Origin of the sequence: Paenibacillus antibioticophila (genome assembly GCF_000455265.1) — a bacterium.
GTDB classification, from domain to species: domain Bacteria; phylum Bacillota; class Bacilli; order Paenibacillales; family Paenibacillaceae; genus Fontibacillus; species Fontibacillus antibioticophila.
Genome location: NZ_HG005139.1, coordinates 1216095 through 1231016, shown reverse-complemented (window position 1 = coordinate 1231016; position 14922 = coordinate 1216095). Strand labels below are relative to the sequence as shown.

Genomic DNA, 14922 nt, shown 5'->3' with positions numbered 1-14922 from the left:
TGTCGGGGAGCGGGTATGCCGGGCATTCTTTTATAACTGCGACCTCAGTATGATGCGGTACAGCTTCTATCGCGCCGCAGCGCCGGAGCACTTCCGGATTCGCCTGTTGAGCCTTGCGGGGCATAATTTGCTGATCGCTTCGACCTTTGCAGCGATGCTGACTCTGCTCGCCGGAATCGCCGCTCCCTGGTCGACGCCGGATACCGTGATGCTGTGGGTTTCAGCGTTATGCTTGTCCCTGTTTTTCACCGTTCACCATCTGGCGCTCTACTACCTGTTCCAGCCCTATTCCACCGAGCTGAACGTGAAGAACCCTTTTTACCATGTTTTGAATATGGGCGTGTCGATGGTGTCCGGCGCCAGTCTGTTCTTCTCCATTCCGCTTGCGAATTTCACCGTCATCATAGCAGGACTGACCCTGGTTTATCTGGCCAGTACCTGGATTCTGGTAAGCAGATTCGGCCACCGGACGTTCCGGGTCAAATAGGTTTGGTTGATCTTTGCCTTGCGGGATGGTAACATAAAGGCACCAATGTTGAAGAGGAGTGGAAAGATGAACAACTTTCTTGCGAACTAATCAGATGAGAACGAGCAGAGTCTTCCTTTGCGCGTTTTGTCATGGTTATGCAAGAAAGTGTGTATTCTTTTCATCCCGGACGATATAGGCCTCCCTGTGACAGGGGCATGGTCTGTTATAGGTATGGGCTGCAGGAATTCCCTTTCTTGCAGCCCATACTTTTTTTTGTACAGGAGGAACTTGACTATGTCCCAAATCACCGTAAACAAACTTACTTTTGCCTATGAAGGCAGTTACGATTTGATCTTCGAAAATGTCAGCTTCCAGCTCGACACGGATTGGCGGCTCGGCTTCACCGGACGAAACGGACGAGGAAAGACGACATTCCTGAATCTTCTTCTGGGCAAGCTTGAATACAGCGGCACCATCTCCGCAGATGTCGAATTCGAATACTTCCCCTATCCTATTGCGGATCGGGATCAGCTTACGATGAATGTCGTTAGCGACATTTACCCCGATTATGTTCACTGGGAGCTGATGCGCGAATTCCAATTGCTCGAGGTTACGGAAGATGTGCTGTACCGCCCGTTCTCCTCCCTGTCCAATGGCGAGCAGACCAAGGTCATGCTGGCTGCCATGTTTATCAAGGAGAACCGGTTCCTGCTGATCGATGAGCCGACCAACCACCTGGATCTTCGGGGACGGGAGCTGGTCAGCGAGTATCTTCGGACCAAGCGCGGATTCATTCTCGTCTCGCATGACAGGGCGTTTCTGGATCACTCTGTGGACCATATTTTGTCGATCAACAGGACGAATATTGAAATTCAGAAGGGCAATTTCTCCAGCTGGTGGATGAACAAGGAGCGGCAGGATCAATACGAGCTTGCCGAGAACGAGAAGCTGAAGAAGGACATCAAGCGGCTGTCCGAAGCCGCGAGGCGCACAAGCGGTTGGTCCGACGAAGTGGAGAAGTCGAAGAACGGCACCCGAAATTCCGGCTCCAAACTGGATAAGGGCTACGTCGGGCATAAGGCTGCCAAGATGATGAAGCGCTCGAAATCGATCGAGCAGCGGCAGCAGAGCGCATTGGAGGAGAAATCCTCGCTGCTGAAGAACCTGGAATCGGCAGACCAGCTAAAGCTGTCCCAGCCGGTCTATCACAAGCAACAATTGCTCCATCTAGATCATGTCTCAATTCAATACGGTGACCGAACCGTATGTCAGGACGTCAGCTTCACGATCAATCAAGGTGATCGGGTCGCGCTCCGCGGATCGAATGGCTCCGGCAAGTCCAGCCTGCTCAAGCTAATCTGCGGAGAAGCTATAAGCCATACCGGCAATGTCGACATCGGCAGCCGGCTTCAAATCTCCTATGTCTCTCAGGATACCTCGCATCTGGCAGGCAGTCTGACCGATTATGCCCGAGCATGCGGGATCGACGAGAGCTTGTTCAAGGCCATTCTCCGCAAGCTCGATTTTGCCCGGGTCCAATTCGAGAAGGACATCGCCTCCTACAGCGGCGGGCAGAAGAAAAAGGTGCTGATCGCCCGCAGCCTGTGCGAGCATGCGCATCTGCTTATCTGGGACGAACCGCTCAATTTCATTGACGTCATCTCCCGGATGCAGATCGAGGAGCTGCTGCTGTCCTATGCGCCGACCATTCTCTTTGTCGAGCATGACCGGGAGTTCTGCGAGCATGTCGCCACTTCCGTGATCGAGCTTTGAGCGAATCCTGCGTTCACCCCTTAGCTCCGAACGATTTGCTTACGAGTTACGCCAAGTCAGGAAGGGCCAACGAGGATGGATATTTTGCTGTAAGGATCAGAGGAAAAGCCCTGGCTGTATCGAATATGAACAATAATAAACTTAAAGGAAGGTCCTGTTTTATGAAGACAAAAGCCATTTTAGTTTTTATTGACGGCACCATTTGCGATACACGCCACAGAAACGATTTATTTGGAACAGATGCATTTTCTCTGGATGAAAATATCCTGAAAGACGCCCCCACGGATGGCAGCGTAGAGTTTCTGAACAGCCTGGCTGACCGTTATTCCATAGTCTACATTGGCGCACGCCCTGAAGGCGTCATGGATATTACGAAGCAATGGCTTGAAATAACCGGTTTTCCTCGGGGGGATATCTATCTGGCGGATACTCAGCGTAAACGATTGGAAATTGCTGTTTCCCTTAAAAATAAGTATCATTTCGTGGCAGGCATCGGCGATCGATGGGATGACAATGAGCTTCATTTAGAATTAGGTTGCCAGAGCTTTATACTCAGAGAATACCATCCAAACTGGAGCACGGTGGAAAAATACCTTATTAACGAGCGTATTTAATAAGTTCTAAACTAAGCAAGCAGCCTGCTTTATTTGACAAAAAAGACCTGTCAGGCATTCAAAGCCAACAGGTCTTCTTATTTAACCTCGAAATGTAACCTCAACTCTCCGACACGCGATAAACTTCACTGTACAGAATGGCCCTGCAAGCGAGGAACTCTTGCTCGGTGAGTAGCTGCGGATAGCTCATGATTTTGAGCGGCAGCGGCTCCCCGCCTTCCCGCAGCGGCGGTTGAACATAGCTGTATTCATTCAGGCGGAAGCCCAGCCGCTCATAGAAAGAGATCCGTCTTGCGGACAACTCGTCCTCCGGCAGCTCTACCTCGAGGATCGTCGGCTTCACCGGCTGCTCCTCCAGGCATTTTCTCACAAGCTTGTTGCCAACCCCGCCCCCGCGCACCGATGGATCAACCGCGAGATGCTCAATGAAGCGCAGCGCAGGAAACTCCCAGATTGCCAGAAAGGCAATAATCCGCTCTTCCTCATCCCTCTCAGTAAGCAGCCGATACTCCGACCGATCCAGAAGCTTCTCTTGCCCGGATTTGGTACGATATTCCGTCACCGGAAAGGATGCTGACATGATTTCGTATACACGTTCAAACTGTTCTAGCTGACTCATTCGAAGTAATCTCCTGTTTATCCTTCAGTTACGCTCTGGCAAGCCTCGCAGATTCCGTACACCTCGAAGCGGTGCCGGATCACCTTGTAATTTCCCGGCAGCTCCAGCCCATGGTCCATCGGACAGAAGTCAAAGGCCAGTGTTTTTTCGCAATTAATGCAGATCAGGTGATGGTGGTGATGCGCCGCGCAATTTTCCCGGAATTTCAAGCCGCCTTCCATGAAATAGAAATGCTCCAGCACACCCATCTCACTCAGCATCCGAAGATTGCGGTACACCGTATCCAGGCTCATGCTTGGATAATGAACGGACATTTGGTCATAAACATCCTTCGGCGATAAATAGCCGTCATAGTCGGCAAAAATCTGCGCCAGCGTCTTTCGCTGCTCCGTTACCCTCCACCCGTTACGCGCCATCGTATCCAGCATTTCTTGAACCTTGGAGTGGCTTTTTTCCATTCCTGCGCACATTCCCTTCCTTGATATCTAAAGCGTCTGGTCCGCCAGCCCCAGTCCGCATAAAATCCTATCGTTCTATTTTATCAGGAAAAGGGAGAGTTGTCACAATCACTCCTTATATTTCAAGCTCGTTATCGGCCGTAAGCGAGAATGCCTGGGACTGCTTGCCGGTCAGCTTGCGGCTTCGCTGATCCGGCTGGGAGGTGCCTGCATAGACGGTGTAGGTTCCTTTCTGAATTTTGCGCACGCCTTCCTCGTCGCATAATGAGAAGGCGGATGCAGGCAGATGCAAATTCACTTCCTTGGTCTCGCCAGGCTCGAGGTGAATTTTTCGGAGCGCCTTTAGCTGGGCATTAGGCGTCCCGGCCCGCTCGGCCTTGACGTAAAGCTGCAGCGTTTCTCCCCCTGCCCTCCTGCCGTTGTTGCTCAGCATGGCGGTAACCTGAATGCCCTGAGAGGTGATCCGGTCCGTATCCAGCTTCGCGCCATCCAAGACGATATCGGTATAGGAAAGCCCGTAACCAAACGGATACAACGCCTCGCCCGTCATATAGCGGTATGTCCGGTTTTTCATCGCATAATCAGTAAAGGCGGGAAGCTCCTCTGTTGAGCGGTAGAACGTCGCCGGCAGCTTACCCTCCGGAGAAAACTCGCCGAACAACGCCTCCGCAATGACCCGTCCTCCTTGGGCGCCCGGATACCAGCCTTGCAAAATCGCCGGAACATGCTCGTCAGCCCAGCTGAGATCAAGCGCACTCCCTGCCAATACGACCAATACCACGGGCTTGCCGCTGGCATAAGCGGTTTTCAGTACTTCCTCCTGAAGTCCCGGGAATTTCAGATCCGGTTTATCACCGCTGCCGAACTGGTTTCCGGTATCCCCTTCTTCCCCTTCCAGCCCCGCATCCAGTCCCAGACAAACCACGACAACATCGCTTTCCGCACAGACGGCCTTGACCTCGGAAATCCGGTCGTTTCCGGTGCTGAGCCCGCTGACGCGGTCTTTGTACAGATGACACCCCTCGGAATACAGGACGCGGGCAGCGTCCCCGACATAATCCTGAATACCTTCCAATACCGTAATATAGCGAGAGGCTGTCCCTTCGTAATTGCCGACAAGCGCCTTGCGGTTATTGGCATTGGGGCCGATCACGCCTATGGTGCGGACCGCGTCTTTGCTCAGCGGCAGCAGTCCAGCTTCGTTCTTCAGCAGCACCAGGCTCGAACGGGCGGCTTTGCGGTTTAATGCCTGCATCTTGGGGGTATCCACTTCGTTATAGGCAATCGCGTTAAACGGTACTTGCTCCGGCTCGTCAAACAGGCCGAGCTTCATGCGGGTCGTGAACAGCCGGAGCACCGCACGGTCGATTTGTTCCTCGGTAACGAGCCCTTCCTTGACCGCATCCAGCAAAAACATAAACAAGCTGCCGCAGTTCAAATCGCAACCCCGGTTAACCGCTAAGGCGACCGATTCCACGGCGTTCTCCGTTACTTGGTGGTGCTCGTGAAAATCGCGGATCGCCCAGCAATCCGACACGACATGCCCGTCAAACTGCCATTCGCCGCGCAGGATTTGTTCGAGCAAAAGCTCGCTTCCGCAGCAGGGTTCACCATTCGTCCGGTTATAGGCGCCCATTACCGCTTCAACCTTGGCTTCCTCAACGCAAGCCTGGAAGGCCGGCAAATACGTCTCATACAAATCCTGAGCAGACACGACTGCGTTAAACTGATGCCTGAGATCCTCCGGTCCGGAGTGAACGGCAAAATGCTTGGCGCAAGCGGCGAGCTTGAGATAATTTTCGTCATGGCCCTGCAGGCCTTGAATAAACCGGACACCCAGTCTTGCGGTTAAATAAGGATCCTCCCCGTAGGTTTCATGCCCTCTGCCCCATCTTGGATCGCGAAAAATATTAACGTTTGGCGCCCAGAAAGTCAGACCTTTATAAATATCCGTATCCTCATACTGCTGCTGCATATTAAATTTGGCTCTTGCCTCTGTGGCAATCGCATCAGCCACTTCCTCCAGCAGCTCTTCGTCGAACGTGGCCGCAAGCCCGATCGCCTGCGGGTACACGGTGGCCACACCGGCTCTGGCGACACCGTGCAACGCTTCGTTCCACCAATTGTAGGCTTTGACGTCAAGCCGCGGAATCGCGGGGGCGGCGTGCAACATTTGATGCACCTTCTCATCCAGCGTCATCTGCTCGACGAGACTCTGGGCACGCGCCTTATACTGATTCATTTTTTCACGGTTGTTTACGAGTTCGACCATCATCTCAACCTCATCTTTCACCTGTTTTTTGATCAAATAGGATTTGATAAACTCTTTTCGCGCATGGTATCATTTTGTATGCGATTTCATCGACTTTATTATACCGGCTTTAGCTTCGTTATTTCTTCGTAAATTTAGCTTTTGACTTCTCAAATATTGCTAAATTTGAAGCCAAGAGAGGAAGAATACAGATGATTGAAAGTCTGAATGGCGCCAAGGAAACCGTTTCTTACCGGGACCATCCCGGAATCCGTATCTATTTGAACCAAGAGGCTGAGGATTACCCTATGCACTGGCATACGGCTGCTGAGGTGATCATGCCGATCGAAAATAATTACTCGGCGGTTGTCGACGATACCCGGATAGTCCTGAATCCCGGGGACATACTCATCATCCCTCCGGGTGAGCTGCATCAACTGTTTGCCCCGGAAACGGGAAAAAGGGTCATCATGCAGTTTGACAGTACACTTCTCTACCCGCTGAACGGGTTTGATTCCACCTTTCACCTGCTTCGCCCTTACATCATCATCGCTTCCCATCAAGATCAGGAACTGCACGGTGCGCTGAAGCCCCTGCTGCTTGAACTGATGGATGAATATTTCAGCGGCTCCCTGCTTAAGGAAGCTTCCGCTTACGCCATGCTGATTCAATTTTTCGTTGTGCTTGGCCGGAACTATATGCATCTGGAACGCCGTTTCCCCAACCGAAAGAGCCAAAAACAGCAGCATAAATACATCGATAAGCTGCTGGAAGTATGCAACTATATTAACGAGCACTGCACCGAGGAGATTCAGGTTGAAAGGCTGGCCGAGCTGGCCGGAATCAGCAAATTTCACTTTATGCGTTTGTTCAAGCAATTTATGGGCATATCCTACTACACTTATCTCAACCAGCATCGGATCATGCATGCAGAGAAGCTGCTGATCGATGCGAATTTGTCGATTATGGAGGTCGCCATGAGCTCCGGCTTCGGCAGTTTGCCTACCTTTAACCGCGTATTCAAGAACTATAAAAAATGCACACCTTCGGAATATAAGCTTTTACATGGGGTTCATAAGGTTTAATGCCTAAGCCAGCGGACAATGTGAAGAGGGTGTCCCAAACCATCGTAGATGATAGGGGGGTACATTTTTCAATGTGAGGTTACGCCGTGCGTCGCGAAATAAGTGCAGAAAGGCACTAAAATGCTGGCGTGGGTGCTCGTGCGACGAAATAAATGACAAAAGGCATTAAAATTCCTGGCGTCGGTGCTCTTGCGGCGAAATAAATGACAAAAGGCATTAAAATTCCTGGCGTCGGTGCTCATGCGGCGAAATAAATGACAAAAGGCATTAAAATTCCTGGCGTGGGTGCTCGTGCGACGAAATAAATGACAAAAGGCATTAAAATTGCTGGCGTGGGTGCTCATGTGGCGAAACAAGTGCAGAAAGGCATTAAAATTGCTGGCGTGGGTGCTCGTGCGACGAAATAAATGACAAAAGGCATTAAAATTGCTGGCGTGGGTGCTCGTGCAGTCTTTATAATGCAGAATGTCACCTCGAGGCTTGGTTGCCAAAGCCAGTTTGGAGGTCGGGCGGATTTTCCCTCGCTCCTCATTTGCTCAAGAAAGCCGCTGGGACGCAAGAAACCAAGGCACCAAGCGAGAGAAAGGCCGCTTAGCTCCTTGGTTTTTATATGAATATCACTCTATTATGCTACTAAGGCTGTACAGAATTTTACTTTCGAAACACCCTCTCATTTAAATCCTCTCTTCGATCTCTCCCTCAAGCTCCAAATAGCGGTTGCGGAGTTCCTCAAGTTCTTCCTCCGTTGCCGGCCAATAACTGCGCTGGTGGGATTCAAGCAAGGTCTCCAGCATTTGATGGTAAGCGAAGCGATTGTTCTCCAGCAGTTGACAGCTGCGGGCTTCATCCGCGACATAGGTTTCATGCAGTGCGGAAAACACCCACGAATCCACTTTGTTCGTCGTCGCCGCAAGTCCGAGTATATTTTCGAAGCGCTGTGCGATCTTTTGCGTTCCATGGTAATCATGCTCCAGCAGCGCGTCGATCCACTTCGGATTGGTCAACCGGGTACGTACACCCCGGACAATCGACTGCTCCGCCGATTCGGTCAAAGGCAGCTCCCCGGTCGTGTCTGTAATATGAATCTCCGCCGGCGTTCCCTTCGCCATCTCAACGGACTTGGACAAGCCGCCGAAATACTCATAATAATGATCGGAATCGGTAACCTCCCATTCATGGCTGCCGCGAATTTGCGAAACGACATCGACTGCCAGCAAATGAGTTCGGTACAGCTCCGGCTCCGCGTGCCCGCGTTGCTCCAAGCTGTAGACATACTGCTGACTGTCCGCATAGGCTTGCCCCAGCTCCGCTTCCTCGCTCCAATGCTTCGTCTCGATCAGCTTGGTCATGCCCGTCCCGTATTGACCTTCCGCAGGGCCGAAGATCCGGGCGTTCGCCAGATCCGCGGCGCGCTCAGACTCGTAGCCTGACGAGAGCAGTCCAGCCTTCGTCTTGCGGGTATGGGCCTTGAACAGGTTCATTTCCTCCGGCTCGTCCAGCTCGGAGACACGGCGGAAAATCCGGTTCAGATCCTCCAGCAGATTCGGAAACATGTCACGGAACAATCCGGTGATATGGACCACAACATTCAGACGCGGACGGCCCAGCTCGGAGAGCGGGATGATATCGTATTCGGTCCGGAACGTACCGAGCCCTCTGCCGGTGCGTACGCCCAGATAGCGAAGAATCTGGCCGATCGTCTCCCCTTGCGTCCTGGACGTTTCCAGACCCCACAGCACGATAGCTGTTGTGCCCGGATATTCGCCATGCTTGTCGTAATATTGGCGAACCGAGTTGTCGGCGGTCCGCGCTCCCCGTTCCGCGGCGGTAACGCTCGGCACGGCACGCGGATCGAATTGATAGAGATTTCGTCCGGACGGCAGCACCTCCGGCGAGCGCATCGCGTCGCCGGCCAGTTTGGCCCGGAGATAGCGCCCCTCCAGCGCCTTCAGCAATCCCTCCAGCTCCTCGTTGTTCATGGAGTTCTTGTATGCCTGATAGCCGTATTCCAGCGTCTGTTTCAAGGCCTCCTGCCATTCCGCCGGCTCCTTCGCGCAGGAGGACGGAAGCTCCCTCGCTGCAAGGTACCCGGCAATCAATTCTTCCGCCTCCTGATCCAGTCTCCGAAGTTCCTCCGTTTGCCTCTGCTCCGCAAGCTCCTCCGCCTTCTTGCCGTTCCGCTCCGCCAAGAGTCCCCGCAAGGAACGGACCGTTCCCCGCTCATGCCGAAGCACGAACCGCATGTAAGCGGCAGCCTCTTCGGAGGAATAGCCATCGCCGAGCACATGTAGGCCGCTTGGAATCATGGAACGCTGCATCCGGTACAGCTCCTCCTCCATGTCCTCCGGCGTCTTCGCGGCAAAGTGCAAAGCCTCGGCCGTCTCCTCCAGCTTGCGGAGGATATCCCGGCAGCGGTCAGGGTCCAGTTGCTCCGCCTCGCGGTACTCCTGCAGAAGCGAGTCGAGTTCAGCCCATTCGCCGTACAGCTCCGCCTCGGCAAACGGCGGCGCCTGATAGCCGACCAGCACCGCATGGCTGCGGCGTTTGGCGATCATCGCTTCCGAGGGATTGCCCACGTAATAATAGTACAGATGAGGAAGCTCCCCCAGAAAATCATCCGGCACGCAGTCGCCCGACATGCCGCATTCCTTGCCGTGCTGGAACTCCAGCGTGCCGTGGGTGCCGATATGAACGACCGCATCCGCCTCCCACTCCTCGCGCAACCATTGATAAAAGGCGGTATACTGATGCGTCGGAAGCAGGGAACGATCATGCACGGCCTTCTCGGGATCCTCATGAATGCCACGCGAAGGCTGCAAGCCGATAAAAACATTACCGCTTACGATGCCGGGAATCAAAAAGGCCCCCTGCTCCGACATGATTTCACCGGGAGGTTCGCCCCAACGGGCTTTCGCCTCGGCACCCCACGAACGGGCCGCCAGCTTGGCTGCAAATTCAGGATCGCTGTAACGGATCATTTCATCCGCGGCCTGCTCGCCCGTCCATTGTCCGGAATTGACCAGACCGCCCTCAACAAAGCGGGAGCGCAGCTCCTTCGCGGATATTTCCTGAACATCATAACCTTCCTTTTTCAGCCTGGTGAGCAGCCTAGATACCGATTCAAACGTATCCAGAAACGTGCCTCCGAACACATTGGCCTCGCCGGGAGGGTAGTTATAGCAAATCAGGGCCAGCCGTTTCTCCCGGTTTGTCTTTCTTTTCAGTTCCAGCCAACGCCGGACGCGTCCGACCAGCCGTTCTGCCCTTTCGGGAAGGAGTGCCAGCCTGCTGAGCGCAACGCCCAGCCCCCGATCCTCTCCTTCACGACGCAGAGCAGCGATCGGAAAGGTCTCAATGGCTCCGTCCAGCTCCGGCAGCACAACCTGAACCATAAGCTGCGAGGGACTTACTCCCTGAACCGACTGCCTCCATTCCTCCTCCGTCATGCCGGATAAGAAAAACGGGTGCAGCATCGGCGCTCCCACGGCGTCCAGCCAATCCACCGCACCGCCTGCTCCGGCTGGAGATGATGATGCAGCCCCGCCTCCGCCCGGACCGATCCCCAGACGGAAGGGAAGCAGATTGATGATCAAATCGACCGGCCGATCTTCTTCAACCAGCAATTCGCGAAGACGCTCCAGCGAAATATGCATGACGGAAGGAAAAGCCACCGGCAAAACGTCGGCAAAAGCCTCGATGCTGTCCATCAGCTCGCCGATACATTCCGCCATGTCCAGGGGATTGCCGTTACCAAGAAACAATAGCGCTACCTTAGGCCGATGCTCCGTATATCCCCGGCTTTTCCGGTAGTGCGCCAGGGTCGAAAAACGGGCCCCCCGGTGCGGGTCGAACAGGCATAGCTCCTGAACGAAGACCGGGTCGAGAGGGACGGGCAGCAGGTTGCACCCGCCATACTCCCGGCCCGCCAGACAGAGCAGGCCGAGCATATTTTCAACTCCGCCGCCCCGCCAATATTCCGTTATATTCACATAGCGGTCGTAGTCCTTCCTGAGTTCATTCGGCAGTCCTGTCTCTACGTTCACACCCGGGCTCGGCAAGCGGTCGGCAGTCAGTCCGCCTAGCCGGAACAAAGAGCGGATCTCGGCCGCATCCCCGCCCACAGGAACGAACTGCGCCGCCCCTTGACTAAGAAGCAGCTTGATTTGTTCCACAACCTCCTTGCGAACGCCGTGCGCATCGAAAATCACAAAATCTGCGGCATCCGGTCCGAGCTTCGTCTCCAGACCCGGCGGCGATTTGACGGATTCGGGTCCTCCCGGGTCGTCGACGGCCAGCTGCAACTGATCCCGCTGCGCCTCATCCAGCCTACGGTACGCTGCCGACAAGTGAGCCTGTGATGCCTCGCTGTTCGTCAATACGATGATTTTCAACCTCTCATCTCCCCACGTATATATTAAAAGAAACGTCTGGCGGCCCTTCGTTTTATAACAGAGCCGTCCCCACGCTCTTGCGCTCCTGCATCAAGTTCCTTGCCGCACGTTCGATCACGCCGGCATCCAGCTCCTCCAGCCGCAAATACTGCGCATGCATGCATTCCGCCAGCTTGCGGGCGTAGCCAAGACGGACAAATCCCTGCTCCGTATCGATGACCAGAGCGTGGATCCCCGAAGCCGCAATACGGCGGCCAATGCCGCGAATTTCCTGCCAAAGGTCAAGCCCTGGAGTTGAGCCCACGTTCGCTTTCCCATCCGTCATGATGATCATCGCCGGAATGAGCCCGCTGCCCTTGCGCTGCATCGTTAGCATCGTCTCCGCCCCTTTCTCCAACCCGGCCAATAGCGGAGTTCTTCCGCCAACAGGCATCGATTGTAAGCGGCGTTCAGCCAGCTCGACACTGCGCGTGATGTCCAGCAGCAGCTCTGCCCCGCTATCCCGAAAAGCGACCAGGCCGACGCTGTCGCGCTGCCGGTAAGCGTCGCGCAGCAGCGACAGCACCGCACCCTTGACCGCTTTCATGCGCTTGGCCGCGTTCATCGAGCCGCTGGCATCGACGACGAACAACAACGCGGTCCCCGTTCGGCTCTCCCGCACCTTAACGCGCAGGTCGCTTCCCTCGACCAACACGCGAGGACCGCCTTCGCCGCCATTAGCAGCTTGCCGCAAGCGGCGGGCCTGCTGATAAGGAGCCGCCGCCCGCAGCGTGGCGTCGAGCGCCAGATCGGAGACCGCCCCTCGCGGCGTCTCCGATCGCGCATAGCGGCCGGACCGTCCGCCCTCGCTCGCCTGGTTGCGTTTGCCCGCTTCAGCCTTAAAGCGGGTGTGCGGCGGAGCAAAGGCAATCCGGCGGACGCCGAAGTCCCGGCCTACCGCCTCTACGACGGCACGCGCAGGGACGGATGCAGCGCCCTCCCCGCTGGAGGCGGAGCCGTCCCCGGCTGCAGCGCTCCCAAGCGCCGGTTCTGGTTCTGTCACTTGTTCTTCCGTTTGTTCTGGCGCTGGTGCTGGTTCCGGTGCTGCCTCCCCGCTGCCGGCCTCCGGCAACGGCGAGCCGTCAGGCTGCATGTCATCCTCCTGTGCATCGGATGACGGCGCTTGCTCCGGCGGCGGTTCAACATCCGCCTGGCCGTGGTCCGGTTCTTTTTCCGGGGCGGCCTGTCTCCCAGCTTCATTCTCCGCCTGACCCATGCGGTGCGGCAGAACAAACCCGGCTGCCTCCTGCACATGCCCTGCACTGACCTCCGGCTCGCCCTCCCAGGCAGCCAAAGCGCGAGCAAGCTCCGCAAGCAGAATTTCCCCGCGCTGTCCCGAGCATCCGGCCTCTCTGGCAATTTCGGCGGCCAGACGCAGCATCGGCTCGCCGATCCGCACGGCGCCTAGGCGCTCCTGTGCCTGCGCAAGCCTTTTCCGCAGCGCTTCGGACTCTTGCTCGAAGGAGCGCGCAAATGCTTGCGGATCCCGCTCGAAGGCCAGTCTGCGGGTGATAATCTCCGCCCGTTCGGCAGGATCGCACGAGGTGTCGACCCGGACATAAAGTCCCCAGCGGTCAAGTAAAGCAGGAGTCAGCTTGGCCTCCTCAGGATTCATCGTCCCTAGCAGCAGGAAGAAAGACCGCTGCCAACCGGCTGTCCCTTCATGCGCTCTTTCGAAGCCGCCTTGTTCTGCAGCGGACAAAATCGCGTTCAGTGCCCTTTCGCTCATCAGGTTCACATCATCTATCGTCACCAGTTGCCCGTCCGCTGCGGCCAGTAAGCCGGAAGAAAAGGTTCTCTCCCCAAAGCGGATGGCAGCTGCCGTCTCCAAGCCGCCAAAGAGCCGGTCGTCATCGACATGAAGCGGAATGCGGAGCTCCTTGCGTTCCGGAACCAGAGAAGCAAAGCCGCGAACAAGTGTCGTCTTTGATGTCCCCGTCTCTCCGGCCAGCAAAACTCCCTTGACCGACGGATTCACGGCGTGCAGCAGCAGCGCTTTTTTGGCCCGCTCCTGGCCTACAACGGCGCAGAAAGGATACAAGAAACCGCCGTCAGCGCACATTCGCGGCCTCCAGCAGCAGATCGCCGAGCCGTTCCTTGATCGTCTCCGTCCCGTACGCTCCATCCTCGAACGGTCTTCTGCGCATCCGATGCGGCATGACAAGCGAAGCCGCCTCAACCATGTCATCTGCCAGGACACAGGTTCTGCCCTCCAAGGCGGCGAGCGCCATCGCCGTCTTCATCAGCGTGATATCCGCGCGGTGACCGTCCACCTCCAGCCGAATCCCGACCTTGGCGGTCCATTCCAGCAGCTGATCGGCAGGCTCAATCCTGGCAAGCCGCTCGCGAGCGCTCAGAATCCGGTGATAGAGCTCCGTTTGTTCTCGCGCATATTGGCGTCGAAACGCTTCGGGATCCGCATCAAAGGCAAGACGTCGCTTGACGACCTCCATACGGGTCTCAACCTCCCGCTCTCCCCCTACTTCCACGGACAGCGCAAATCGGTCCAGCAGTTGCGGGCGCAGATCCCCTTCCTCCGGATTCATCGTCCCGGTCAGAATGAAACGGGAGGGATGACTATACGACACTCCCTCCCGTTCGACCGTATTTACACCCATGGCGGCAGCGTCCAGCAAGGCGTCCACGATGGTATCATCCAGCAGATTAATCTCATCCACGTATAAAATATGTCCGTGAGCCGCAGCCAGCAATCCCGGCTCGAACCGCTTTTCTCCCTCACGGATCGCATGCTCGATGTCCAGGGTGCCCACGACGCGGTCCTCCGTAGCGCTGACCGGCAGGTTGACGACATGAAGGCCCGGCATCAGATCGGCGAGCGCCCGGACTGCCGTCGATTTGGCCGTCCCTTTCTCTCCCCGGATCAACACCCCGCCAAGACGCGGGTCCACAAGATTCAGGAGCAATCCCTTCTTTATCGCATCCTGGCCGACGATGGCCGAAAACGGAAATACATCCGGTGTGATATTCATCGTTATCCTCTCCATTTCCTAATGCACATAGATTTTTTCGGCCGTCTGCGCCTGCTCTTTGTTCGGAAGCAGCCCCGTTACAAGACAGCTCAGCCGTTGATTGACCGGATCGCGCTCAATGCGCCCCTTTACGCCGAACACTTCGCCAAGAGAGTGTTCGGTAATCGTATCCTCCGGCGACCCGCTGGCATACACTTTTCCTTTGCTCATCATCATGATTTCGTCGGAATAGG

Annotated in this window: 10 protein-coding genes and 1 pseudogene; 4 read left to right on the top strand and 7 right to left on the bottom strand. The window is 55.5% G+C overall.

Annotated elements, in window-relative coordinates; all coding sequences use genetic code 11:
• The 3 genes from TX85_RS05390 to TX85_RS05380 form a co-directional block, all read left to right on the top strand.
• Positions 1-487, top strand: a 487-nt coding sequence (locus TX85_RS05390) for a hypothetical protein (RefSeq protein WP_222860696.1), incomplete at its 5' end; no start/stop codon positions are given.
• A gap of 276 nt (positions 488-763) precedes the next feature.
• A complete protein-coding gene (locus tag TX85_RS05385) occupies positions 764-2242 on the top strand; it encodes an Lsa family ABC-F type ribosomal protection protein (RefSeq protein WP_044478085.1) in 1479 nt (492 codons plus the stop codon).
• 161 nt (positions 2243-2403) lie between these two features.
• On the top strand, positions 2404-2856 hold the full coding sequence (locus TX85_RS05380) for an HAD family hydrolase (protein WP_044478083.1): 453 nt from the start codon (positions 2404-2406) through the stop codon (positions 2854-2856).
• A gap of 100 nt (positions 2857-2956) precedes the next feature.
• On the opposite strand, the gene TX85_RS05375 is transcribed toward TX85_RS05380, so the two are convergent.
• The 3 genes from TX85_RS05375 to TX85_RS05365 all read right to left on the bottom strand — a co-directional run bounded on the left by TX85_RS05375 (position 2957) and on the right by TX85_RS05365 (position 6205).
• Positions 2957-3475 (bottom strand): GNAT family N-acetyltransferase, encoded by a 519-nt coding sequence (locus TX85_RS05375; RefSeq protein WP_044478082.1) that lies wholly within the window; start codon positions 3473-3475, stop codon positions 2957-2959.
• Positions 3476-3492: 17 nt separating this feature from the next.
• Positions 3493-3933 (bottom strand): Fur family transcriptional regulator, encoded by a 441-nt coding sequence (locus TX85_RS05370; RefSeq protein WP_233500619.1) that lies wholly within the window; start codon positions 3931-3933, stop codon positions 3493-3495.
• Positions 3934-4048: 115 nt separating this feature from the next.
• On the bottom strand, positions 4049-6205 hold the full coding sequence (locus TX85_RS05365; protein ID WP_044478079.1) for a glycoside hydrolase family 3 C-terminal domain-containing protein: 2157 nt from the start codon (positions 6203-6205) through the stop codon (positions 4049-4051).
• Between the two features lie 191 nt (positions 6206-6396).
• Between TX85_RS05365 and TX85_RS05360 the strand changes: the two genes are divergently transcribed.
• The gene (locus TX85_RS05360) at positions 6397-7269 is read left to right on the top strand and encodes a helix-turn-helix transcriptional regulator (RefSeq protein ID WP_044478077.1); all 873 of its coding nucleotides are present in this window, start codon (positions 6397-6399) and stop codon (positions 7267-7269) included.
• Between the two features lie 674 nt (positions 7270-7943).
• Here TX85_RS05360 and TX85_RS05355 read toward each other — a convergent pair.
• From TX85_RS05355 to TX85_RS27295, 4 genes and pseudogenes are all read right to left on the bottom strand, one after another.
• Entirely contained in the window at positions 7944-11660 is a 3717-nt protein-coding gene (locus TX85_RS05355) for a cobaltochelatase subunit CobN (protein WP_044478075.1), read from the bottom strand.
• A 52-nt stretch (positions 11661-11712) separates the two neighbouring features.
• Positions 11713-13761: a VWA domain-containing protein gene (locus tag TX85_RS05350; RefSeq protein ID WP_044478074.1), complete on the bottom strand. Its 2049-nt coding sequence runs from the start codon at positions 13759-13761 to the stop codon at positions 11713-11715.
• The gene (locus tag TX85_RS05345) at positions 13751-14704 is read right to left on the bottom strand and encodes an ATP-binding protein (RefSeq protein ID WP_233500618.1); all 954 of its coding nucleotides are present in this window, start codon (positions 14702-14704) and stop codon (positions 13751-13753) included. The genes TX85_RS05350 and TX85_RS05345 overlap by 11 nt, the downstream gene beginning before the upstream one ends.
• A gap of 3 nt (positions 14705-14707) precedes the next feature.
• Positions 14708-14922 (bottom strand): annotated as a pseudogene (locus tag TX85_RS27295) (ABC transporter ATP-binding protein); the annotation flags it as partial.

Excerpts from the sequence above, each read along its gene's own strand:
- TX85_RS05385 (WP_044478085.1), top strand. The coding sequence starts at position 764 with ATGTCCCAAATCACCGTAAACAAACTTACTTTTGCCTATGAAGGCAGT.
- TX85_RS05380 (WP_044478083.1), top strand. The coding sequence starts at position 2,404 with ATGAAGACAAAAGCCATTTTAGTTTTTATTGACGGCACCATTTGCGAT.
- TX85_RS05360 (WP_044478077.1), top strand. The coding sequence starts at position 6,397 with ATGATTGAAAGTCTGAATGGCGCCAAGGAAACCGTTTCTTACCGGGAC.
- TX85_RS05375 (WP_044478082.1), bottom strand. The coding sequence starts at position 3,475 with ATGAGTCAGCTAGAACAGTTTGAACGTGTATACGAAATCATGTCAGCA.
- TX85_RS05370 (WP_233500619.1), bottom strand. The coding sequence starts at position 3,933 with ATGGAAAAAAGCCACTCCAAGGTTCAAGAAATGCTGGATACGATGGCG.
- TX85_RS05365 (WP_044478079.1), bottom strand. The coding sequence starts at position 6,205 with ATGGTCGAACTCGTAAACAACCGTGAAAAAATGAATCAGTATAAGGCG.
- TX85_RS05350 (WP_044478074.1), bottom strand. The coding sequence starts at position 13,761 with ATGTGCGCTGACGGCGGTTTCTTGTATCCTTTCTGCGCCGTTGTAGGC.
- TX85_RS05345 (WP_233500618.1), bottom strand. The coding sequence starts at position 14,704 with ATGGAGAGGATAACGATGAATATCACACCGGATGTATTTCCGTTTTCG.